At 63.9% G+C, this 23357-nt stretch carries 17 protein-coding genes and 1 tRNA gene; 9 read left to right on the plus strand and 9 right to left on the minus strand.

The window, feature by feature from the left end; translation table 11 throughout:
- Positions 1–10: 10 nt before the first annotated feature.
- Positions 11–208, plus strand: coding sequence for a DNA gyrase inhibitor YacG (yacG, locus tag AB843_RS20115; protein WP_048648681.1), 198 nt, complete (start codon positions 11–13; stop codon positions 206–208).
- A gap of 99 nt (positions 209–307) precedes the next feature.
- Here the strand turns inward: yacG and AB843_RS20120 are convergent, their stop codons facing one another.
- Complete coding sequence (locus AB843_RS20120; RefSeq protein ID WP_048648682.1) at positions 308–610, minus strand: DUF1127 domain-containing protein; 303 nt, start codon at positions 608–610, stop codon at positions 308–310.
- 178 nt (positions 611–788) lie between these two features.
- Between AB843_RS20120 and AB843_RS20125 the strand changes: the two genes are divergently transcribed.
- The gene (locus AB843_RS20125; protein ID WP_048648708.1) at positions 789–1751 is read left to right on the plus strand and encodes a LysR substrate-binding domain-containing protein; all 963 of its coding nucleotides are present in this window, start codon (positions 789–791) and stop codon (positions 1749–1751) included.
- A gap of 66 nt (positions 1752–1817) precedes the next feature.
- On the plus strand, positions 1818–3389 hold the full coding sequence (gene xseA / locus AB843_RS20130; RefSeq protein WP_048648683.1) for an exodeoxyribonuclease VII large subunit: 1572 nt from the start codon (positions 1818–1820) through the stop codon (positions 3387–3389).
- Positions 3390–3465: 76 nt separating this feature from the next.
- Here xseA and AB843_RS20135 read toward each other — a convergent pair.
- Positions 3466–3542 (minus strand) — tRNA-His (locus AB843_RS20135).
- Positions 3543–3921: 379 nt separating this feature from the next.
- Positions 3922–4377 carry a phasin gene (locus tag AB843_RS20140; protein ID WP_048648684.1) on the minus strand — a complete coding sequence of 152 codons (456 nt, stop codon included), beginning with the start codon at positions 4375–4377 and terminating at the stop codon, positions 3922–3924.
- Between the two features lie 346 nt (positions 4378–4723).
- On the opposite strand from AB843_RS20140, the gene AB843_RS20145 reads away from it, so the two are divergent.
- The 3 genes from AB843_RS20145 (at position 4724) to AB843_RS20155 (ending at position 11261) form a co-directional block, all read left to right on the plus strand.
- Positions 4724–8212, plus strand: coding sequence for a PAS domain S-box protein (locus tag AB843_RS20145; RefSeq protein ID WP_048648685.1), 3489 nt, complete (start codon positions 4724–4726; stop codon positions 8210–8212).
- Positions 8213–8399: 187 nt separating this feature from the next.
- Positions 8400–9458, plus strand: a complete 1059-nt coding sequence (locus AB843_RS20150) for a Fe(3+) ABC transporter substrate-binding protein (protein WP_048648709.1) — start codon at positions 8400–8402, stop codon at positions 9456–9458.
- Between the two features lie 117 nt (positions 9459–9575).
- Positions 9576–11261, plus strand: a complete 1686-nt coding sequence (locus tag AB843_RS20155) for an ABC transporter permease (protein WP_053086160.1) — start codon at positions 9576–9578, stop codon at positions 11259–11261.
- A 438-nt stretch (positions 11262–11699) separates the two neighbouring features.
- Here AB843_RS20155 and AB843_RS20160 read toward each other — a convergent pair whose 3' ends face one another.
- A complete protein-coding gene (locus AB843_RS20160; RefSeq protein ID WP_048648686.1) occupies positions 11700–13658 on the minus strand; it encodes an acetoacetate--CoA ligase in 1959 nt (652 codons plus the stop codon).
- A 246-nt stretch (positions 13659–13904) separates the two neighbouring features.
- Here AB843_RS20160 and AB843_RS20165 point away from each other — a divergent pair, with 246 nt between their 5' ends.
- Positions 13905–15749 carry an AsmA family protein gene (locus AB843_RS20165; RefSeq protein ID WP_244468045.1) on the plus strand — a complete coding sequence of 615 codons (1845 nt, stop codon included), beginning with the start codon at positions 13905–13907 and terminating at the stop codon, positions 15747–15749.
- 7 nt (positions 15750–15756) lie between these two features.
- Here AB843_RS20165 and AB843_RS20170 read toward each other — a convergent pair whose 3' ends face one another.
- The 5 genes from AB843_RS20170 to AB843_RS20190 form a co-directional block, all read right to left on the minus strand.
- Positions 15757–16581, minus strand: a complete 825-nt coding sequence (locus tag AB843_RS20170; RefSeq protein WP_048648688.1) for an ABC transporter permease subunit — start codon at positions 16579–16581, stop codon at positions 15757–15759.
- A gap of 3 nt (positions 16582–16584) precedes the next feature.
- On the minus strand, positions 16585–17496 hold the full coding sequence (locus AB843_RS20175; RefSeq protein WP_048648689.1) for an ABC transporter permease subunit: 912 nt from the start codon (positions 17494–17496) through the stop codon (positions 16585–16587).
- A gap of 7 nt (positions 17497–17503) precedes the next feature.
- On the minus strand, positions 17504–18643 hold the full coding sequence (locus tag AB843_RS20180) for an ABC transporter ATP-binding protein (protein WP_048648690.1): 1140 nt from the start codon (positions 18641–18643) through the stop codon (positions 17504–17506).
- 21 nt (positions 18644–18664) lie between these two features.
- The gene (locus tag AB843_RS20185) at positions 18665–19762 is read right to left on the minus strand and encodes a polyamine ABC transporter substrate-binding protein (protein WP_048648691.1); all 1098 of its coding nucleotides are present in this window, start codon (positions 19760–19762) and stop codon (positions 18665–18667) included.
- A gap of 116 nt (positions 19763–19878) precedes the next feature.
- Positions 19879–21360, minus strand: a complete 1482-nt coding sequence (locus AB843_RS20190) for a glutamine synthetase family protein (RefSeq protein ID WP_425286827.1) — start codon at positions 21358–21360, stop codon at positions 19879–19881.
- Between the two features lie 121 nt (positions 21361–21481).
- Here AB843_RS20190 and AB843_RS20195 point away from each other — a divergent pair, with 121 nt between their 5' ends.
- Together AB843_RS20195 and AB843_RS20200 are read left to right on the plus strand one after the other, a co-directional pair.
- The gene (locus AB843_RS20195; RefSeq protein ID WP_048648692.1) at positions 21482–22459 is read left to right on the plus strand and encodes an NADPH:quinone reductase; all 978 of its coding nucleotides are present in this window, start codon (positions 21482–21484) and stop codon (positions 22457–22459) included.
- Positions 22460–22738: 279 nt separating this feature from the next.
- A complete protein-coding gene (locus tag AB843_RS20200; protein ID WP_048648693.1) occupies positions 22739–23332 on the plus strand; it encodes an AlbA family DNA-binding domain-containing protein in 594 nt (197 codons plus the stop codon).
- Positions 23333–23357: the final 25 nt, after the last annotated feature.

Below are 23357 nucleotides of genomic sequence, written 5' to 3' on the forward strand. Positions count from 1 at the left end.
CCAGTAGACGATGTCGCAGCACCAGGACGAAAAAGTCACTCCGTTGCGGCCGAAGCGCCCTTGCCCGGAATGCGGCGCGGCTTCGCAGCGCGCCTTCTATCCATTCTGTTCCAGCCGCTGCAAGGACGTCGATCTCAATCGGTGGCTATCCGGATCCTATTCCATTCCCGGCCGTTCCATCGACGAGGAAGACGGCGACCCGAGCTGAAATAACGTTACAGCTTTTTGCACCGCCATAAAAAAGCCCGGTCCGTTGACGGGACCGGGCAATGTGCAGGCAGCCGGGGGGAAACCGGCATTGCGGGAGTCAGGCCTGCAAGGGATTTACGGAATTCGGCATCCTGGGACGCGTGCGGTCGGCAGCGATTTCCTGCAGCGCACGCGTGGCGTCGCCGTGCGGCACGCTCAGCGAAACGACATCGATGTCGCAGCGCGTCAGGCCGATGTCGGCCAACTGCCAGTCGGACATTTCCGAAAGCTGATGCATCGCCTGTCGGGTTTTCCAGAAGCGCGACACAGCGGCCATGAAGGACGACACGGCGTGACGCGCAATGCCGACCGGCCGTGCGGCGGCGGTCATGGCGAAGGCATCGGAATCGGCGCGTGTCATGGTCGTTCTCCTTCCTCGTTCGAAAATGGTCCGGCTCAGCGAAAAGTGCGGCTGGGGCGCTTCCAAAGTGGCTGGAAGCGCCCATCGGCCTTGCATGAAAAGAGAATGCCAAGACCTTATTGATTAGTCGAACGAATGTTTCTAATCTTTAGCATCAACAATGATGATAGATGATGCCATGGCCGCCCCACTCGACCTCGATCAACTCACCACGTTCATCGCCATTGCCGACACCGGCAGCTTCACGCGGGCGGCGGAAGAGGTTCATCGAACCCAGTCCGCCGTTTCCATGCAGATGCGCCGTCTCGAGGACCGCGTCGGCAAACCGCTGTTCCAAAAAGACGGCCGCACCAACCGGCTGACAGAGAATGGCGAGCGTCTGCTGACCTTTGCCCGCCGCCTGATGCGCCTCAACCGCGAAACGCTGGCCGCCTTCGACGATGCGAGCCTGGAAGGGCACATTCGCATCGGCACGCCGGACGACTATGCCGACCGTTTCCTGCCGGAGATCATGGCGCGCTTTTCGCGCTCCAATCCGCGTGTGGAGCTATCGGTGTTGTGCGAGCCGACGCCCAACCTGGTCGAGCATATCAGGCGCGGCAATCTCGACCTGGCGCTGGTCACCCATGACGATGCGAAAGGCGGCTCCGAGGCCGTGCGCCGCGAACCGGTCCTTTGGGTCAGCTCTGCCAACCATTCTGTGCATGAGCGCGACGTGCTGCCGATGGCCTTCGGCCGCCCCAACTGCCTGTGGCGTCGCGCCGCCTGCGCGGCGCTCGATGAGATGAACCGCGACTATCGGGTGTTGTTCACCAGCTTCTCGGCGACCGTCATCACCACGACCGTGCTGTCCGGCCTGGCGGTTTCGGTCCTGCCCGAATGCGCGTTGCGACCGGGCATGCGGGTGCTGGGCGAGGCGGACGGTTTCAACACCCTGCCCGACTGCCATATCGGCCTGATGCGCGGGCATACGGGCCAGGTCGAGATCATCGACGCGCTGGCCCGACACATCGGCGAAAGCCTCGACAATCTGTCGGTTCCAGCCTTTATTGAGGAGAAGGGAAGCTTCGATTTCAATGGAACCTTCCACAACCCGAAGGGCAAACGGCTGCGTCCCGGCCGCATCCTGGCGGGCTGGTAAGGCAAACGTCGCGAGAGGAAGGCGCGCGGGCTTGACCCGCGACGTCCGCACCGTCTCAATCGACCCATGACAGACCTGCCACCAAACGATTCGCCAAGCAATGTCGCCGAGTTTTCCGTCAGCGAGCTTTCCGGCGCGCTGAAACGCACGGTCGAGGACGCTTTCGGCCATGTGCGCGTGCGCGGCGAGATCTCCGGCTATCGCGGGCCGCACTCCTCCGGCCACGCCTATTTCGCGCTGAAGGACGACCGGGCACGGCTGGAGGCGGTGATCTGGCGCGGCGTCTTCTCGAAGCTGAAGTTCCTGCCGCAGGAAGGGCTGGAGGTCATCGCCACCGGCAAGCTGACCACCTATCCGGGCTCGTCGAAGTACCAGATCGTCATCGAAAGCATCGAGCCGGCCGGTGCCGGGGCGCTGATGGCGCTGCTCGAAGAGCGCAAGAAGAAGCTCGCCGCCGAGGGCCTGTTCGAAGACGCGCGCAAACAGTTGCTGCCGTTCATGCCGCGCGTCATCGGCGTCGTTACTTCGCCGACGGGCGCGGTCATCCGCGACATCATCCACCGCATCAACGACCGGTTCCCGGTGCATGTGCTGGTCTGGCCGGTGCGCGTGCAGGGCGAAACGTCGGGTGATGAAGTCTCGGCCGCCGTCAACGGCTTCAACGCACTGCCGATTGACGGCCCCCTGCCCCGCCCCGACGTTTTGATCGTCGCGCGTGGCGGCGGCAGCCTCGAGGATCTCTGGGGGTTCAACGACGAAGCCGTGGTCAGGGCGGTCGCCGCTTCGATGATACCCGTCATCTCGGCGGTCGGCCACGAAACCGACTGGACGCTCATCGACCTCGTCGCCGACCGGCGTGCGCCGACGCCGACCGGAGCCGCGGAAATGGCTGTCCCGGTGAAGGCCGATCTCGAAGCGTCGCTGGTGCGGCTTTCCGCCCGGCTGAAGGGTGCCGTCTCGCGCGACGGGGAACGAAAACGGCAGGCGCTGAGGGCACTGGCCCGCGCCCTGCCTTCGCCCGACCAGTTGCTTGCCCTGCCACGCCGGCGTTTCGACGAATCGGCCAGCCGGCTCGGCCGGGCGCTGTCGGCCGCCACCCAGCGCAAGCGCCTCACCTTCAGCGGTCTCCGGCTGTCGCCGGCGACGCTGCAGCGGCGGCTGAAGGAAGCCCGGCGGCGGACAACCGCATCCGGCGAGCGGCTGCCCGGCGTGTTCCTGGCCATGGTGCGTGGCCAGCGAACCCGCTTCAACCGCGACGCGGGCCGCGTTTCGCCCGGCGCACTCAACCAGCGCATCGCCCATTTTCGCGAACGGCTGAGGCTGATGGAACAGCGCTCCGACACACTCGTGCGCACGCGGCTGGAGCGCGCCGCCCAGCGCCGCGAACAGGCGGTCCGCCTGATGGAATCGCTGTCGTACCGTGCCGTGCTGGAGCGTGGGTTCGCGCTCGTGCGCGGCGCCGACAACGAACCGCTGAAGCGAGCCAAGGACGTTCAGCCGGGCCTTGAGCTGCAGATTCAGTTCGCCGATGGCGTCACCCGCGCCATCGCCGCCGGCGAGAGCCGCAAAGGCAGCGCCCCGCGCAAGCCGCCTCAGGATGCGCCGGCCAAGCCGCAGGATCAGGGCACGCTGCTGTGATCGCGGCCACGATGCCGAGCTGGACGCTCTGTAGCGCGCAGTTTGCGTTGGGTTTCGGGAACATAGGGAAATGAAATGGTACGGTTGGGTGGGTTCGAACCACCGACCTCAGGAGCCACAATCCTGCGCTCTAACCAACTGAGCTACAACCGCACGCGGCCATTGACTGGCGTAGGCGTCAATACGGGCAAACCACCGCTTTTTCAAGCCAAAACAATGACGCCGCCCAAAACAAAAAAAGACCGGGGGGAGGATCCCGGTCTTTTCATTGATGGGCCGAAGGGAGGAGGTTTCGGCCCGAGCCCAGCGGCAATGGGAGGAGGATCTGCCGCCGGGTGTTCCTGCCCCGATCGATCGCAAACGTGTTCGACCGGTTTATCACTTCACGGAACCGCTGCCCCGTGCGCTATCTCATGTTGCTCCGCATTTGCGCGGACGCTAGTGGTCTGACCGAAACAGATGGTCCCCATCTGTTTCGAAAAGTCAGCCCACGAGCGATTGATCTGGTGGTTCCACCTGATCGCAAAATGCCTTAAGCGACGCGGAGTTCCTTGACGGCCTTCTCGAAGACGTCCTTCATCGGCTTGGCAAGGGTCTCGGCGGACTTCTGCGAAACAACCTGGAAATCCTTCAGCTGGTCGACGGCAACTTCCATGCGCTTGCGCATGAAGGTGCTCTGCATCTCGATCAGGTCGGCGAAGGAACGGGCTCCTGCCAGCGCCTCGAGATGGGCGAGATTGGCCTCGGCGCCTTCGCGCATGGCGGCAATGGACTTGCTGGTGAATTCGTTGCCGGCCGACTTGGCGCTCTCGAAGGTCGCCTCGATTGCCTTCTGGGTGTCCTCGGCGTTCGCCTTCATGCGGGCGTAGACTTCCTTGGTCTGCTCGGTGCTCTTCTCGGCGAAAGCGCGAAACTGCTCGCTGGCCTGCGTCGCATCGAAGGACGGAAACTCAACGCTCTCGGTGTCTTTCTGATTGGTCTTGGTCATAGCCACGATCCTTTGGGTCAGGGCGGGTCGTGCTGCACGCTGGATCCGCCGAACAATTGATGGCCCTCATATAGCGCGATCTATGCTGCATTGCAACATTTTATTGCGCTGCAGCATAAAACCCTGTTTCGATTAACCAATCACCGAGATTCCGCGATAACGCATCAGGTGTTTGTGGACCGGGCCGCGACATGCTTTTATTAATGATGTGTTAATGCCGTTGTCGGAATGCCGCAGCAGCGGGTGCGGATGGGCAGTCCGATGCTGTTTGAACCCAACCGCGCACTGCCAGGGCCGCTTTGGCACCGGGCGTGTGCGCATAGAAATGGTCTTTTGGCTCGTTTGAATGGCGTCAGTTTCCTACTCCTTCGTTGATATCGCGGTTCTCGACCGGGTGCGGGAGCGTTTCGCGGCGGGCGATGCGCTGGTCATCCTGTCCCGGGATCTGAATGCCGTGATCTGGGCCAATGGCGCCGGCGCCGCGCTGTTCGGCCATCGCAACATCGAGGCGGCCATCGGCGCTGAACCCGGATTGTCGGTCACCGCGCGCCGGCAGATCGCCGCCACGCCTGGCTTTCCCGATATCGGCGACGACAAAGCGATCGCCGTGCGCCTTTCGCGCGGGGTGGCAGCGCCGCTCGTCACGCTGCACGCCAGCGCCATCGATCTGCCCGATGGCGAACGCGCCATCCTGCTTGCCCGCACCGCATCGGCGATGCGCATGCGCGATGACGGCTTTCGCGCCGCAGCCGCGGTGGAGGGCTTTGACGCCGTAGGCCAGTTTGCGGCACTCATCGATGGAGATGGACAGGTCGCGGCCGCGTCCCGCGACTTTGCTGCGCTCGGTATCACCCACGAGACGCTCGGCGGCCTGGTGGCGGAAGTGCGGGACGAGGCGGACCGGCTGGTCAAGCGCATCATCGAGGGCACGCCGCGCCGTTTGCCCGCCGCCTTCGCCCGGCTGACCGACGACCCGGCGATGCACCTGCTGATCGTCGTCGACGAACAGAACGACGCGCCGCAACAGGCGCCGCAGACATTGCCGGCGATCGCGCAGGACCATCAGCTCCCGCCTGCCGAAGCCGCCGAAGAGGAAATCCCGCCGCCGGTCGCGATCAAGGATGTGACATTGCCTCCTGTCCCCGGCGAAGCGGCGCAGAATGAGCCGCTGGAGGCGAAAACAGCCTCCTTTGAGCCTGCTGGCCACGGCGAAGAGCGTGCGGACGCGGAAACAACCGGGGCCGGCGCCGAAACCAAGACCGCGCCGCGCCCCTCCGGCACGGTGCGCTTTGCCTGGCGAACCGACGCCGAAGGCCGCTTCACGGCCCTTTCCGACGCTTTCGCCGAGGCCGTCGGACCGGCGGCGGCCGATGTGATGGGGCGCCGCTTCCGCGATGTATCGAACGCCTTCGGCCTCGATCCGGAAGGGCGCATCTCAGCGCTTCTCGAACGCCGCGACACCTGGTCGGGACGCACGGTCCTTTGGCCGCTGGCAGGCACGGGACTGAAGGTGCCGGTCGACCTGGCGGCGCTGCCGATCTACGGACGCGGCCGCGTGTTCGAGGGCTTCCATGGTTTCGGCCTGGCCCGCATGGGCGATGCCGTGACCGATCCGGAAGGGATCGGTCACGTGCTGACGCCCGGTGCGCCAATGCCCACGCCCCGCCATGTGCCGGACGCGCGTAGCGATGTTGCCGACGCGGCAGCACCCGAGACGCCAGCGGCGGATGAAACGGCGCGTCCCCATGACGTTGCTCCCCATGACGTTGCTCCCCATGACGGGGAAAAGCCCGCGCTGACGATCAGCGACGGGCCGGGCCGACGGGAAAGCGACAAGGTCATCCGCCTTGCCGAGCATCGCGGTCCACAGAAGGATGGCGGCCTGTCGCCAACCGAGCAAACCGCCTTTCGCGAGATCGGTGACCGGTTGCGGCGCGACAGCGACCCCGGTGAACCGGAGGGCGCGGAAGAATCTTCGATCGGGATTCCAGCGGAAGAGCGGCCCTTGGCCGCAACGATGAACGACCACGCCGACAAGGCCCTCGAGGCCGGCGAGGTTTCACCACAGGACGATGCCGGCGCAGAATCGGCCGAGGCCTTGGAGCCTCCCCAGGAGAGCGTTGTCGATGCACCGCTGGCCGATGGCGATGACGCCCGGCCGGAAAGCACGGCGGGGAATGCGCCTTTGCCTGCCGAGCCCGTCGAGACGGCGGAGGCCGGCAAACCGCTTGTTGAACCGGTAAATCCCGCCTTCCTGCCCTCGGCTTTCCACGGGTCTGCGGCAGGCAATGGCACCAGCGGGGCCGACACCACGCTTCTGGCGCGGCTTCCGCTGCCGATCCTGATCCATGCCGGCGATATTCTGCACTACGCAAACCACGCCTTCTTCGAACTGACCGGCTACCGCGACCTCACCGATCTCGGCGATAGCGGCGGCATCGACGCGCTGTTCCCGGAACCCTACGAGGCCTCGGACACGCCCGGCGACGGGCGCAGCATGAAGCTGAAGACGGCGGCCGGCATGCTGATCGACGTCAGCGCGCATCTGCAATCGGTGCCGTGGGAGCACGGCAAGGCGTTGCTGTTGGCTCTAAGCCGCAGCGAGACACCGGATGCCGGCGGAACAATCACACCGCCGCCGGCGCGGGGCATTGCCGCAGACGACAAGGCGGGCTCGGCGCTGGTCGATGCACAGATGGACGCCGAGACCGCCGAGTTGCAAATGCACCTGGCGGAAATGCGCGCCATCGTCGATACCGCAACCGACGGCGTGGCGATCATCGACAATGACGGCACGGTACGCTCGACCAACCGGCCGGCCGAGGCGCTGTTCGGCTTTGACGGCGACGACGTGGTCGGCAAGCCGTTCACCGCGTTGTTTGCCATCGAGAGCCAGCGCGCCGTTCAGGAGCATCTCAACAGCCTGTCGGACAACGGCGTGGCCAGCGTCTTGAACGACGGGCTGGAGGTGATCGGCCGCGAGGCGCAAGGGCGCTTCATTCCCCTGTTCATGACCATCGGCCGGCTGCCGCACCAGAGCGGCTTCTGCGCCGTGCTGCGCGACATCACCCAATGGAAGCGGGCGGCCGAGGAACTGACCCAGGCGCGCGCCGAGGCCGAACGCGCCTCCTCGCAGAAGACCGAGTTCCTGGCCCGCGTGAGCCACGAGATCCGCACGCCGCTGAACGCCATCATCGGCTTTTCCGAACTGATGATCGACGAGAAGTTCGGCTCGATCGGCAATGACCGCTATCGCGATTACCTGCGCGACATCAACCGCTCGGGCAATCACGTTCTGGACCTGGTCAACGACCTTCTCGACATTTCGAAGATCGAGGCGGGCGAGCAGGAAATGCACTATGAAGCGGTGCCGCTGAACGATGTGCTGGGGCAGACCGTGGCGATGATGCAGCCGCAGGCCAATCGCGAGCGGGTGATCATCCGCTCAAGCTTCGCCTCCAATCTGCCCGATGTGGTGGCCGATCCCAGAAGCGTGCGGCAAATCGCCCTCAACCTTCTTTCGAACGCGACCCGCTACACCGCGGCCGGTGGCCAGGTCATCGTTTCAACCGCTTATGGCCATGACGGATCGGTGGTGATGCGGGTGCGCGATACGGGCATCGGCATGAGCCCGGCGGAGATCGACGAGGCGCTGAAACCTTTCAAGCAAATCAATACGTTGAAGCGCAAGCGCGGCGACGGGACGGGCCTCGGCCTGCCCCTGACTCGGGCCATGGTGGAGGCCAATCGCGCCTCTTTCGCAATCAGTTCCGTGCCCGGCGAGGGCACGCTGGTCGAGGTCACTTTTCCGCCAACGCGGGTCCTGGCCGATTGATCGCGGCGCCCCATCGACTGTTAAAAGATGAGTTTTTCAGTTTAGAATCATTCCAAACTACTGATATTGCTTGATTTTCCCTTGACGTTTCGCGCAATCTTTCCCAGAAGCGGCAACGCTGGGGGAAAACACCGCAGCTCTTTCCATGGGACCTTAACTCCCAAAGGCTTGGAGACACGTCATGACCATGAACACAAATCCATTCCGCGCAGCGAAAGCCGGCATTGCCGCGCTCGCCATCGCCGGCGGCTTCGCCACCACGCTGCCTGCCGCCCAGGCCGAAGGCACGGTGAACATCTATTCCTATCGCCAGCCCTTCCTGATCCAGCCGCTGCTCGACGCGTTCACCGCCAAGACCGGAACCAAGACCGAGGTTCTGTTCCTCGACAAGGGTCTCGAGGACCGGATCGCCGCCGAGGGCACCAACTCGCCGGCCGACGTGGTGCTGACGGTCGACATCGGCCGCCTGATCAACGTCAAGGAAAAGGGCGTCAGCCAACCGGTCGACGACGCGGCCATCAATTCCGAAATTCCGGCCGAATTCCGCGACCCCGAGGGCGAATGGTTCGGCCTGACCACGCGTGGCCGTGTGATCTACGCTTCGAAGGACCGCGTCGCCCAGGACACGATCACCTATGAGGAACTTGCCGATCCCAAGTGGAAGGGCAAGATCTGCATGCGCAGCGGCCAGCACAATTACAACCTCGCCCTGTTCGCCTCGATGATCGCCCATCACGGCGAACAGAAGGCGGAAGAATGGATGAAGGGCCTGAAGGCGAACCTTGCCCGCAAGCCCGATGGCGGCGACCGCAACCAGGCGCAATCCATCTTTGCCGGCGAATGCGATCTGGGCATCGGCAACACCTACTATGTCGGCCTGATGATCAATAACGACAAGGAGCCGGAGCAGAAGGATTGGGCCGGCGCCATCAAGGTCCTGTTCCCGAACAGCGAAGATCGCGGCACGCATGTCAACATCTCCGGCATGGCGATGGCGAAGCACGCGCCGAACCGCGAGAACGCGCTCGAGCTGATGCGCTTCCTCGGCAGTGCCGAGGCGCAAGCGATCTACGCCGAGGCCAATTACGAATACCCGGTGCTCCCCGGCGCAAAGATCTCCGAAACCGTCCAGTCCTTCGGCGAAATCAAGCCCGATAGCCTGTCGCTGGCGGACATCGCCAAGTACCGCAAAGCCGCCTCCGAAATGGTGGATCGCGTCGGTCTCGATGACGGTCCGGAAAGCTGATCCTTTCAACGGCGATCAAGCCGGGCCTCGCAAGAGGCCCGGCTTTTTGCGTTTCAAGGCGTATGCCGATCTCCAACGCAGGCAAGTGGCGCGAAGCCACGCCTGGCCGCTGAGGCTATGACCGCCAGCTCCGCGTCCACCCCTCGCTCCTTGCCGCGCATTCGCGGTGAGCGTCACATTGCCGCCCTTGTCGGCAGCGTGATCGTCGTCCTGGCGGTCCTGCTGCCGGTCGCCACCATCCTGCTGGTGGCCGTTTCGGGCACGAGCGAGGAGTGGCCGCATCTTCTGCGCTACGTCCTGCCGCAATCGCTGGGCACGACCCTGGCGCTGCTCCTGTTCGTCGCTGCGGGCACCAGCGTCATCGGCGTCGGCTGCGCCTGGCTGGTGGTGGCGTATGATTTCCCGCTGCGGCGGCTTCTCGCCTGGGCGCTCGTCCTGCCGCTCGCCGTGCCGCCCTATCTCGCAGCCTATGCGTTCGGCGAGTTCTTCCACTATGTCGGCCCGTTGCAATCGGCGCTGCGCGCCTTGTTCGGCTTCACCAATTCGCGCGACTACTGGTTCCCCGACATCCGCTCCACCTGGGGCGCGGCGCTGGTCATCACCTCCGTCACCTTCCCTTACGTCTATCTGACCGCGCGGGTGGTGTTCCTCATGCAGGGGCGCAACATCGCCGACGTCGCGCGCACGCTGGGCGCGCGCCCGTGGCGCGTCTTCTTCCGCATCCTGCTGCCGGTGGCGCGCCCAGCCATCGTCGCCGGCCTTGCCCTGGTGATGATGGAAACGCTGAACGACATCGGCGCGGTGGAGTATCTGGGAGTCAGGACGCTGACCCTGTCGGTCTATTCCACCTGGCTGAACCGGGGCAGCCTCGAAGGGGCGGCGCAGATCGCCGCCGTCATGCTGGTGATCGTTTTCCTGCTGTTGTCGGCGGAACAATGGGCGCGGCGGCAGCAACGATTTCACGCCGCGCGCGGCACGCAGATGCATGTGCGGCCGCCGCGCATCACGCTTTCGGGCGGGCGCGGCTTAGCGGCGGCGGGCGCGCTGTCATTGCCCATTCTGCTCGGCTTCGGCATCCCGCTGTTCGTCTTCGGCCGCTATGTGATGCGGCGCCTGTATCAGTTCGCCGACCCGCAGGTGCTGCAGGCGTTCCTCACCAGCGTTGCGGTGGCCAGCGTCACAGCAGTCCTGACCGTCCTCCTGGCATTGTTGCTGATCAACGCGATCCGCCTGCGGCGCCGCCCGGCCACGTTGCTTCTGGTGCGGCTCGCCTCGATCGGCTACGCGCTGCCCGGCACCATTCTCGGCCTTGGCCTGCTGCTTTCGCTGGCGTGGATCGACAACACGGTCGATGGTTTCAGCCGGTCGTTTGCGGGCTTTTCCACCGGACTGATCCTCACCGGAACGGCCGCCTCCATCGTCATCGCCTGCACGATCCGCTTCCTGGCGCTGGCCGAAAGCGCCATACGATCCGGCCTGGAAAAGCTCCCGCCCAATCTCGATCAGGCGGCCCGCAGCCTCGGCAAGACAGCCAATCAGAGCGCCTTGACGATCCTGCTGCCGCTGCTCAAGCCGGCCATCCTCACCGCCGGCATCCTCGTCTTCGTCGATACGGTGAAGGAATTGTCGGCGACGATCCTGCTGCGTCCCTTCGGCTTTCGCACGCTGGCGACCCATGTCTATGAGAACGCCTCGCGCGGGGCGGTGGAAGACGGCGCCGTCGCCGCCCTTCTGATCATCGCCACCGCCATCGTGCCGGTGATCCTCCTGTCGCGCCCGCTGATGGGTGATCGCAACACCTAATGCATGTCGCATTCAAACGGATTCATTTGAATGACAACGAACATGCATCATTTCAATGTGTTACAGTGTCCTTTGCGCGTCTGATGAGACGCGCGGCGCTGTAGACCGGTTCATTGTTTTTCCGCATTCATGCGGACGGCAGATGTTTCCGCCTGACTGCAAATCACGCTAAGCCGGCAAAGCTGTTTCCAGTCAAAAAAAAGCGCCCATCGGGGCGCTTTGAGGGTCTTGGAATGCTGTCAAAAACGGGGCTTGGCGAACTTCCGGCAATCAGTCGGGGCGAATTTGGGGTTCAGCCCGGCTCGTCAAGTTGCCACTACTATCGCGACGATCCCTTAACAGAACCTTACCGGAGTGCCGAGATCTTTACCAAAGTGTACCATCTGTGAAATCTCGGTAAATTTAAGCGTTACGAATGCTTAACCACAAAGGCGGCGATCATTGCCGCAGGGCCGGCAGGTCGCGATACAGATCGAGGGCCTGCGGATTGGCCAGGGCTTCCTGGTTCTTCACCGCGCGTCCATGGACGATGTCGCGCACCGCCAGTTCGGTGATCTTGCCGGATTTGGTGCGCGGAATGTCGGCTACGGCAATGATCTTGGCCGGCACGTGGCGAGGGCTGGCGCCGGTCCTGATCTTGGTGCGGATGGTCTTCTCCAGCGCCGCGTCCAGATCGACGCCCTCGGCGAGCCGCACGAACAGCACCACCCGCACATCGTCCTCCCAATCCTGCCCGATGCAGATCGCCTCGAGGATCTCGGGGAGTTGCTCGACCTGATTGTAGATCTCCGCCGTGCCGATGCGCACGCCTCCGGGATTGAGGGTCGCGTCGGACCGGCCGTGGATGACGATGCCGCCATGCCCCGTCCATTCGGCGAAATCGCCATGGCACCACACATTGTCGAAGCGGTCGAAATAGGCGGCGTGGTATTTCTCGCCGTTCGGATCGTTCCAGAAGCCGAGGGGCATGGCCGGAAAGGCGCGCGTGCAGACGAGCTCGCCCTTGCCCTGCCGCAGCGGCTTGCCTACCTCGTCCCAGACCTCCACCGCCATGCCGAGACCGGCCGCCTGGATCTCGCCGATCCACACGGGCAGTGTCGGCACGCCAAGGACGAAGCACGACACGATGTCCGTTCCGCCGGAGATCGAGGCCAGGTGCACGTCCTTCTTGATCGCCTGGTAGACGAACTCGAAATTCTCCGGCGCCAGCGGCGAGCCGGTCGAGGAAAGCGTGCGCACCGTCGACAGGTCATGCGTCGTCATCGGCGTCAGGCCCGCCTTGCGCACCGCATCGATGAACTTCGCCGAGGTGCCGAAATAGGTCATCCGCTCGGCCTGGGCGAAATCGAACAGGATGTTGCCGTCCGGATGGAACGGCGAACCGTCATAGAGAAGCAGCGTCACCTCGGAGGCGAGACCGCTGGCCAGCCAGTTCCACATCATCCAGCCGCAGGTGGTGAAATAGAACAGCCGATCACCGGGAACGAGGCCCGCATGCAGGCGATGCTCCTTCAGATGCTGCAGCAGCGTGCCGCCCGCTGAATGGACGATGCATTTGGGAATGCCGGTCGTGCCCGAGGAAAACAGGATGTACAGGGGATGCGAAAAAGGCAATCGCTCGAAGGTCGGCTCGGCCTCGGCGAACGCGGCAAGCGCCGGCGTGAAAGCCTCGGCGCGGTCGATTTTCCGTGCTGCCTCCTGCGCGGTGCCGAGATAATCGACGATCAGCGCCAGCCTGACGCTCGGCAGTTTCGCCATCAGCTCGGCGGTCTTGTCGCCGACGTCGAACGCCTTGCCCCCGTACCAATAGCCGTCCGGTGCGATGAAGATCGTCGGCTCGATCTGGCCAAACCGGTCAAGCACGCCCTGGACGCCGAAATCGGGAGAACAGGACGACCAGACCGCGCCGAGCGAGGCCGCAGCAAGCATGGCGGCGATCGTCTCGGGCATGTTGGGCATCATCGCCGCAACCCGGTCGCCGGCCTTCAGGCCCTGGACGCGAAACAATTGCTGCAGGCGCGAGACCATGCTCCTGAGTTCGTCCCACGAAAGACGTCGCTCGACCTTGTCCTCGCCGCGAAACACCAGCGCATCGTCTGAACCCGTCCGGCGCAGCAGGTTTTCGGCAAAGTTGAGCCGCGCGTCGGGGAAGAACGCGGCCCCCGGCATCAGATCGCCATCGAGCAGCACGGGCGCGCCGCGTTCACCGATGACGCCGCAGAAGTCCCATACCAGAGACCAGAAGCCCTCCCGGTCGTCGATCGACCAGGCATGCAGCGCCTCATAATTCGCTATCGGGCGGCCCGAAACGGCCTCCGCCTCGCGCATGAAGGCGGTGATGGGCGCCTGGCCCTTCTGCGTGTCGGATGGGGTCCAAAGCGGCCCGGCTTGGCTCATTCTATCCTCCTTGCGGCCCCGAAAACGGCCGGCCTTGTTATGCATTTCCACCCCTGCCCGGGCAATGTGTCAGGGGTCATAATTTTTCGCCGGCTGACTTTTTTGCCTGCCATTGCGCACGCGGAGCGAGAAAGCCGTGCACTACGCCACCCCGGCGCCACAAATCCTTGAAATGCCGTTCGTCTGGTTTAAACCCGTTGAGGGGTTCATAAGGTCGGGGCAACGCGACCGTTTGGGTGAGGAACGATGCCCGCGTCGGCGATGAAGAAGAGCATATGGGCACTGGGTATTGCCGCATTGATTGCGGTTGTCGTGGTGCTGTGCCTGCCGGTGATCGCCTCGACGCAGATCGTCCGCGACAGCGTGGCGCAGCAGGTCAGCGCCTGGAGCGGTTACCGGGTGCGGCTCGACGATGCGCCGGAAATCCGCGTCTGGCCCTCCTTCAAGGCAGTGCTCAACGATGTGGTCCTGTCGGACTGGCGCGACAACCAGCACCCGGCGGTGATGGGGGCCGAGCGCGTCGAGATCGACCTTTCCGCGCTGGCGGCGCTGCGCGGCGAAGTGGTCTTCACCAAGATCCGCCTGGTGCGTCCTGTCCTGCGCGTCAACGGCGCGGGCGACACGCCCCGGTTCCAGACCATCCCCAAATGGGGCCGGCTGGCGCAGTCGATCGAGATGACGCGTGAACTTTTGAAAGCCAATCCCAACGCGCCCGACATCAGCGCGCTGCCGAGCGATGCCTTCGCAACGGTCGAGATCGAGGACGGGCGGATCGTCTCGCTGACGGACCGCAGCCTTCCGCCAATCGCCAGCGGGCTGAGCGGAACGCTGATCTGGCCGGCGCTCAACCGTTCAGCGTCGTTGTCGGCGCGCGGGATCTGGCACGGCGAGAGCGTGACGCTGGAGGGCTCCTCGGAACATCCCCTGTTGCTGCTGGCGGGGGGCAAGGCGGCGTTGTCGCTTTCGCTGAAGACCGCACCGGTCTTCCTTTCCTTCAAGGGCCAGGTGGACGTCGCCGAGAACGCCTTTATCGACGGCCAGGTGGAGGCAACGGCCCCATCCCTGCAGCGGCTGATCGAATGGACCATGCTCGAGGACTGGCCGGGCAGCACGATCAAGGCAGCAACGCTGAAAAGCACGATCATGGGCGATGCGAAGCGCATGAAGTTCGAAAACGCGGCAATCGGCCTCGGCGACAACAGCGCTACCGGCGCCTTCGACATCGCCTTCACCGGGCCGCAGCCAACCGTCACCGGGACGCTGGCCTTCAAGTCGCTGGATCTGCGCTCCCTGTTGGCGGCACTGACGCCGGATTCGGGCACGCCGGGGGATGCCATGAAGTCGCCGGTGTCGCGCCGGGCCAATCTGGATCTGCGGCTGTCGGCCGCCACCGCCACCGCCGGCTCGGTGTCGATGACAGGCGTGGCGGCCACCGCGCAGGTCAGGGACGGGCTGGTCAGCCTCGACATTTCCGACGCGACCGCCTTCGGCGGCATGCTGCAGGTGGGCGTCCGCCTCGACAATGTCGCAAGCCGCAATCACGCCGAACTGCGTCTCGCCGCCGAGGACATCAATGGCGAGGATCTGGCGTCGAAGCTGCAGCTGACAAACCTGATGCCGAAGGCGCGCGGCTCGTTCTCTGTCTTCCTCAAGGGCCAGGGCGACACACTGGAAAGCGTCCTGGAAACGGCGGATGGATCCATCTCGGCGAGTTTCGGCAAGGGTGTCGTTCCCGGCCTCAACCTCAAATCGTTTCGCGAGCACAATGACAAGGGGACGTTCTTTCCGCTGGCCGACATCGCCGACGGCGAGCTGCCGATCGAAGGCGCCGAATTGAAGGCGACGCTGGCCGGCGGCATCGCCTGGATCGACAAGGCGGAAGCGCGGCTGAGTTCTCAGGAAGTGGTGACGCTCGGCGGGCTCGTGCCGTTTGCCGGGCGGGGCATCGCCCTTTCCGGCAGCATCGCGCCGGCGAAAACGGAGGGCGCCGCAGAGAACGCCGGAGAGAGCCCCCAGGAAGGACCCAAGGAAACCTTCTTCATCGGCGGCTCGTGGAGCGCGCCTTTCATCGCTCCATTCCTGGTCGAATAGCCTTGCTTCAGCCGATGATGCGCGCCGCGGCGCGCTCATCGCGCTGGCGCTGGATTTCCTGGCGTTTGGTGATGATGGACGCGATGATGACGCCGCAGGCGACGATGCCGATCAGGATCGTGCAGACGGCGTTGATCTCCGGCGTGACGCCGAGGCGCACCTGGCTGTAGATCTTCATCGGCAGCGTGGTGGCACCGGGGCCGGAGGTGAAGCTGGCGATCACCAGATCGTCGAGCGACAGGGTGAAGGCCAGCATCCAGCCGGCGATGACGGCCGGAAGGATGACAGGCAGCGTCACCTGGAAAAAAGCGCCGAGCGGCGTCGCACCGAGATCGAGCGCGGCCTCCTCCAATGACTGGTCGAAGGTGACCAGGCGCGATTGCACCACCACGGCGACGAAGCACATCGAGAAGGTGATGTGCGCCAAGGTGACCGTGAGAAATCCGCGGTCGAAATTGATCGCCACGAACAGCAGCAGCAGCGACAGGCCGGTGATGACCTCGGGCATGACCAGCGGGGCGAAGACCATGCCGGAAAACAGCATCCGGCCGCGAAACCGCGTGTAGCGCGTCAGGGCGATTGCCGCCATCGTGCCGAGCACGGTGGCCACCGTCGCCGACAGGAAGGCAACGCGCGCCGTCACCCAGGCGGCGTCCATCAAGCCCCGGTTGGAGAACAGGGTGACGTACCATTTGGTGGAAAAGCCGGCCCAGACCGTGACCAGGCGCGATTCATTGAAGGAATAGATCACCAGGAGGACGATCGGCAGGTACAGGAAGGCGAAGCCCAGCACCAGCGAGACGATGTTGAAGCGGCTCCAGTTTCCCGCCATGGCTCAGTTCCCCGCTTCTCTGGCGCGCGCCTGCGAGCGCTGGAACAGCATGATCGGTACGATCAGCAGCAAGAGCAGGATGACGGCGACCGCCGAGGAAACCGGCCAGTCGCGGTTGTTGAAGAATTCGCTCCACAGGGTCTTGCCGATCATCAGCGTTTGCGAGCCGCCCAGCAGGTCGGGAATGACGAATTCGCCGACCGCCGGAATGAAGACCAGCATGCAGCCCGCCACGACCCCCGGCAGCGACAATGGAAAGGTGATCTTCCAGAAGGCGGAAAGCGATGGGCAGCCGAGGTCGCGCGCGGCCTCGATCAGCGAATTGTCCATCTTCTCCAGCGTCGCATAGAGCGGCAGGACCATGAACGGCAGGTAGGAATAGACGATGCCTATGTGGATCGCCGTCGTCGTGTTGAGGATGACCAGCGGCGTGTCGATGACGCCAAGGAACAGGAGGAACTGGTTCAGCAGCCCTTCCGGCTTCAGGATGCCGATCCAGGCATAGACGCGGATCAGGAAGCTCGTCCAGAAGGGCAGGATGACCAGCATCAGCAGCAACGGCCGGATGGAGGCCGGCGCGCGCGCCATGCCGTAGGCGATGGGGTAGCCGACGGCCAGCGTGATGACGGTCGAGACGCCGGCAATCCAGATGCTCGACAGATAGGCGTTGATGTAGAGCGGATCGTCGGCAAGCCACAGATAATTGCTGAAGGAGAGGTTTCCCAGCTTGGCGAAAAAGGCCGCCAGCCCGCCGGCCAGGTCGAACACCGGCTGGTAGGGCGGCATTGCGATGGCCGGCTCCGACAGCGAAATCTTGAAGACGATCAGGAACGGCGCCAGGAAGAACACCAGCAGCCACAGATAAGGGACGACGATGACCAGGCGGGAGGCGAGCGCGGCGAGGAAACGTCCCATCGCCAGCCTACCGCGTCAACACGACGCCGGCATCGGCCGGAAAGGAAATCCAGGCGCGGTCGTGCCAGGTCAGGGCGTCGTCGACCGCCCGCTGCCGGTTGATGCTGCTCGCCTTGACGACGCGCCCGTCGTCCAGCTTGACGTGATGGATGGTCATGTCGCCCAGATAGGCGATGTCCCAGATCTCGCCCTCGATCGCGTTGACCGCGTTTTCCGGCCGGTGCCGCGAGACCTCGATCTTTTCCGGCCGGACGGCGAACCAGACGGTGGCGCCCGTCTCGGCGCCGGCAGAATTCGTCACCGAAAGCTCGCGGCCCTCGCCGTCGGCGATGCGCGCCGCATCCCGGTCGGCGGCCGTCACCTGGCCTTCGAACATGTTGATCGAGCCGACGAAATCGGCGACGAAGCGCGAATTCGGCGCCTCGTAGATCTCGGCCGGCGTCGCCACCTGGATGACCTTGCCCTTGTCCATCACGGCGATGCGGTCGGCCATGGTCATCGCCTCCTCCTGGTCGTGGGTGACGACCATGAAGGTCAGGCCTAGGTCATATTGCAGATCCATCAGCTCGAACTGGGTCTCCTCGCGCAATTTCTTGTCGAGCGCGCCGAGCGGTTCGTCGAGCAGCAGCAGCTTCGGCCGCTTGGCGAGCGAACGGGCGAGCGCCACGCGCTGGCGCTGGCCGCCGGAAAGCTGGTGCGGCTTGCGCTTGGCGAATGGCTCCAGCTTGACCAGTTTCAGCATGGCGGCGACGCGATCGGCGATCTCGCCGGCCGGCATGCGGTCCTGCTTCAGGCCGAAGGCGATGTTCTTCTCGACCGTCATGTGCGGAAACAGCGCGTAGGACTGGAACATCATGTTGACCGGCCGCTTGTGCGGCGGGATGCCGGCAAGGTCCTGGCCGTCGAGAAAAATGCGCCCGGCGGTCGGCTGCTCGAAGCCCGCCAGCATGCGCAGAAGCGTCGTCTTTCCGCAGCCCGACGCCCCCAGAAGCGCGAAGAACTCGCGCTCGAAGACGTTCAGCGACAGATCGTCGACGGCGGTGAAATCGCCGAACCGCTTGGTGACGTTTTCGAAGGCGATGTAGGGTTTCGCCTGGGCGTCGGCCCAGGGCGCGAAACTGCGGCGCGTCGAGCCGAGCGATTTCATCAGCGGTTCCGCCCGAAACCGCTATTGGCCCGTCACCACCTTGGTCCACATTCGCGTCACCACGCGCTGCGTGCGCATGTCGTAGGGCAACGGCGCCTGCAGCTTGGCCATCGTCGCCTCGTCGGGATAGACGGCCGGATCGCCGGTTACTTCCTCGTCCATCTCGGCCTGCGCCGCCTTGTTGCCATTGGCGTAGACAACGTAGTTGGACGCCTTGGCGATGACATCGGGGCGCATGATGTAGTTCAGGAACTCATGCGCCTCGGCGGCATGCGGGGCATCGGCCGGGATGGCCATCTGGTCGAACCACAGGAGCGCCCCTTCCTTGGGGATGCTGTAGCCCACTTCGACCCCCTGCTCGGCCTCGGCCGCGCGGTCGCGCGCCTGGAAGATATCGCCCGAATAGCCGAGCGCCAGGCAGATGTCGCCATTGGCCAGGCCATTGATGTATTCGGAGGAATGGAACTTGCGCACATAGGGGCGCACGGCGCTCAGCAGTTCCTCCGCCTTGGCCAGATCATCGGCCGACGGCGTGTTGGGGTCGAGCCCCTGATAGATCAGCGCGGCGCGCACGACCTCGCTGGCCGAATCCAGCATGTGGATGCCGCAATCCTTGAATTTTGCCGCAAGCTCCGGCTTGAACAGCACATCCCAGGTGTCGACCTTGGCCGTGCCGAGAATTTCCTCGACCTTGCCGGCATTGTAGCCGATGCCGGTGGTGCCCCACATATAGTTGATCGAATATTCGTTGCCTGGGTCGTAGATCGCGGTGCGCTCGCTGATCATGTCCCACATGTTGGACAGGTTCGGCAGCTTCGCCTTGTCGAGCTTCTGGAAGACGCCGGCGCCGATCTGCCGGCCGAGGAACTCGCCCGACGGCACCACGACATCATAGCCAGAGCCGCCGGCTAAAAGCTTGGTTTCAAGAATTTCATTGGAATCGTAGACGTCGTAGACGACCTTGATGCCGGTTTCCTTGGTGAAATCCTCGAGGATCGATTCATCGATGTAGTCGGACCAGTTGTAGACGTTGACAACACGGTCCTGCGCCTGTGCGCCGACCGTCAGGACGGCTGCAGCCAGCGAGACGCAGGAAAGCAGAATGGTCTTGCGTAACATGAATCTTCTCCCCTGGGGACTTCTTGAAGTCCCGGCCTTACCGGACCGGAACCCGCCTCTTTCATGCAACCCTATTGTCGTTTCAGCAGTGCGACAAGCGTCAATTTCCATACCGATCACAGATAGGTCGTGCGCTCCAAGGGCGTGATCTCGCTCCAGAAAGCGATGATCTCGGCACGCTTCAGATCGCGGTAGACCTTGGCCAAGAGCGGCCCCAGAGCGCGGTCGAGAAAGGCGCTGCGCGAGGCGAGCTGCAGGGCGTCGTCCATGTCGTCGGGCAAGGCCGTGCCGACCTTGGCGTCCTCGTCATAGGCGCTGCCCTCGACCGGCGGCGGCGGCTTGGCGCCGCTGTCGATCCCTTCCATCATGCCCTGGATGATGGCCGCCATGACCAGATAGGGATTGGCGTCGGCGCCCGAAATACGGTGCTCGACGCGGCGGTTCTCCTCCGTCGACATGGGAATGCGCAGCGCCACGGAACGGTTGTTCTCCGCCCACACCGCATGGGTCGGCGCGTAGGAGCCGGGCGTGATGCGGCGAAAGCCGTTCCACGTGTTGATGTAGAGGATCAGCGATTCCGGCATGGTCTTGATCAGGCCAGCCACCGCCGATTCGAGCCGCGCGCGGCCATCGGCGCCGGCGAAGACATTGCTTCCCTCGCCGTCGAGCATGGAGGTGTGCACATGCATGCCGTTGCCGGCATAGTCGATGAACGGCTTGGCCATGAAGGTGGCCGTCAGCCCATGGGCGCGGGCGCAGCCCATGACGATGCGGCGCAAGAGGATGACGTCGTCGGCAGCCCTCAGCGGGTCTGCGCGATGCTTCAGATTGACCTCGAACTGGCCGGGGGCCGCCTCCTTGATGATCGTGTCGATCGGCAGGCTCTGCGCGTCGGCCGCATCGCGGATCATGTCGAACAGGGCGGCGTTCTCGGCCAGGTCGTCGAGCCCGTACATGCGCAGCCGGTCCGGCCCCTCGCCGGCGCCGAGCGGCGTCGGCATGCCGGCGCTGTCCTCCCTGGCCGGGTCGAGCAGGTAGAACTCCAATTCGAAGGCGGCGACCGGGAAGAAGCCCCGGTCGTTCGCCTCGGCCACCTTGTGCTTCAGCACCTGGCGCGCGCAGGCCATGAACGGCTCGCCCTCCGGCGTAAACGTCTGCAACAGCACCTGCGCCGTCTTGCGCTTGGCCCAGGGCACGATGGACAGCGAACCGCGCGTCGCCCGGCAATAGCCGTCCTTGTCGCCCGTTTCGATGTGCAGGCCGGTCTCTTCCACCTCGCGGCCCCAGACGTCCAGCCCGTGCAGGGACATGGGAAAGTTGACGCCTTCCTGAAAAGCCTTCTTCAAACTGTCGCCCGGCGCCCATTTGCCGCGAATGATGCCGTTCGGATCGACCAGCAGGAACTCGACGGCCTCGATGTCGGGGTGCTCGGCGAGGAATGCGCGGTATTCGGCCTCGTGGTCGGCGGAGATGAACCTCTCCGCAGGCTCGACGGCCTTCGCTGGGTCAGCTTTCGTTGGATTCTGCGCTTCGGCCGCTGGCGGAACGGCGGAACTGCTCTTACGGTTCTCCTGGAGACCGGTTACCGGATGTCTCAAGACAGGCCTTTATCTCTGTTGAAGATGAACGAGCCTGCGCCGGAGGATCGGAAATTGTCAATGGCGGCACACCGTGGCAGCGAAAGCTTGGCGGCCCGCATGGCAAAGCTGGAGGGGGAAGATGAAAGCGGCCTGGTATGAGCGCAACGGCGCGCCGCGCGAGGTCCTGAGGGTCGGCGAGATGCCGACGCCCATTGCGGAGCCGGGCGAGGTCCGCGTGCGGCTGCATGCCTCCGGCGTCAATCCCTCGGACGTGAAATCCAGGCGCAATCGGCCGCCCGGCGCCGCGCGCATCATCCCGCACAGCGACGGCGCCGGCATCATCGACGCGGTGGGAAGCGGCGTCGATCACGGCCGCATCGGCCAGCGCGTCTGGGTGTGGAACGGCCAGTGGCGCCGCCCCTTCGGCACCGCCGCCGAATGGATCAGCCTGCCCGAAGCGCAGGCGGTGCCCCTGCCCGAAGGCGTCGATTTCTCCATCGGCGCCTGTCTCGGCATTCCGGCGCTGACGGCGATCCACGCGGTCAATCTGCATGGCGACATACGCGGCAAGACGCTGATCGTCATCGGCGCCGGCTCGGCGGTCGGCCATTATGCGGTGCAGATCGCCAAGATGCGCGGCGCCCGCGTCATCAGCACCGCCTCGACCGCCCGTGCCCCGCATGCCCGCAGCGCCGGCGCCGATTTCGTCATCGACTACAAGGCAAAGGACGTCGCAGCCACGGTCAAGGGCCTGACCGCTGGCAAGGGCGCCGACGGGCTGATCGACATGGATTTCTATTCCACCGCCGCCATCATCTCCAACGGCGCGCTGGCCCCGCACGGCAAGATCGTCTGCTACGGGTCGAGCCTGGCCGGCGATGTCCCCGTATCGTTTCCAACCATGCTGTGGAGCAGCCTGACGCTACAGGTCTTCCTCGTCTACGAGCTGCTGCCGGCCGAGCGCGAAGCGGCGGTGAGCGGACTGACGGAGATGCTGGAGAAGAACAGCCTGAAACATTTGATCGGCGGGCGGTATGGCCTCGACGAGATTGCGAAGGCGCATGAGGCGGTGGAGAAGGGCGAGGTGGTGGGGAATGTGGTGGTGGAGATTGGGTGAGTTGGCTCAGTACCCAGAGTTCCAATGTACCATTAAGGAATTTTCCCCTGACACAAGTAATCCGGTTTAGTCACCCGCTCAGTAGCTTGGAATGAAGGCGCGTTTGTTAGCTGGCCCTACGCCAGCTGCTTCAGCTTGACGGATGAACTCGTCTAATCGATTGGTTTTGGTGGCTTCCATCAACGTCGGCATACGCCTATAATCCTACCTTTCTGAGAGTAACCTCTTGTTATCACTTACGCAATTCATCCAAGTCGACAAGCCTCCCTTGGGATTGTAATGGTAAACGAACAGCTAACCTTCGACTTCAACGCTCCACTTCCGAGTTTACCACAACTTTGGACGCCCGACGATATCTTCGGTTCCTGCGATCAGGAAACTATTGAACGGTTCGCAGAGGATAACCGCGTGGAGCGGAAGCGCGCAAAGGTTTCCCAAAAGGATTTGGCCGACTATCTGTCGATGTGGGCAAATACGCAGCCCCATGGCGGGATCGTGTTCATAGGCGTTGAGAACGACGGCAAGATCACAGGATGCGCTAAGACCGAGCAAGAGCACATCAATCAGCTTCACACTGTTCAGAGGCTATGTTCCGACGCAAAGCATGAGTTCAAAAAGGTGCCGGTCAAAAACGCCAGCGGTCAAGACGACTATATGCTGGTGCTTAGGGTGTACTATCGGGCTGACAAGTTGGTTGAGACCGTTGACGGCAACGCGTACATTCGAGAAGGGGACGAAAAGCGCCGCTTGAACGAGGCGGAAAAGCGGGAAATCCGCCTTAACAAGGGGGAACTGGACGTTGAATCGGAGTCGACAACTCTCAAATTCCCTGATGATTTCGACATCACACTCCTGAACGTATACCGGAACTGACCTGCTCCCCTGAATGTACCCATTC

Source organism: Nitratireductor soli (assembly GCF_001050155.1).
In the GTDB taxonomy this organism is placed as follows: domain Bacteria; phylum Pseudomonadota; class Alphaproteobacteria; order Rhizobiales; family Rhizobiaceae; genus Nitratireductor; species Nitratireductor soli.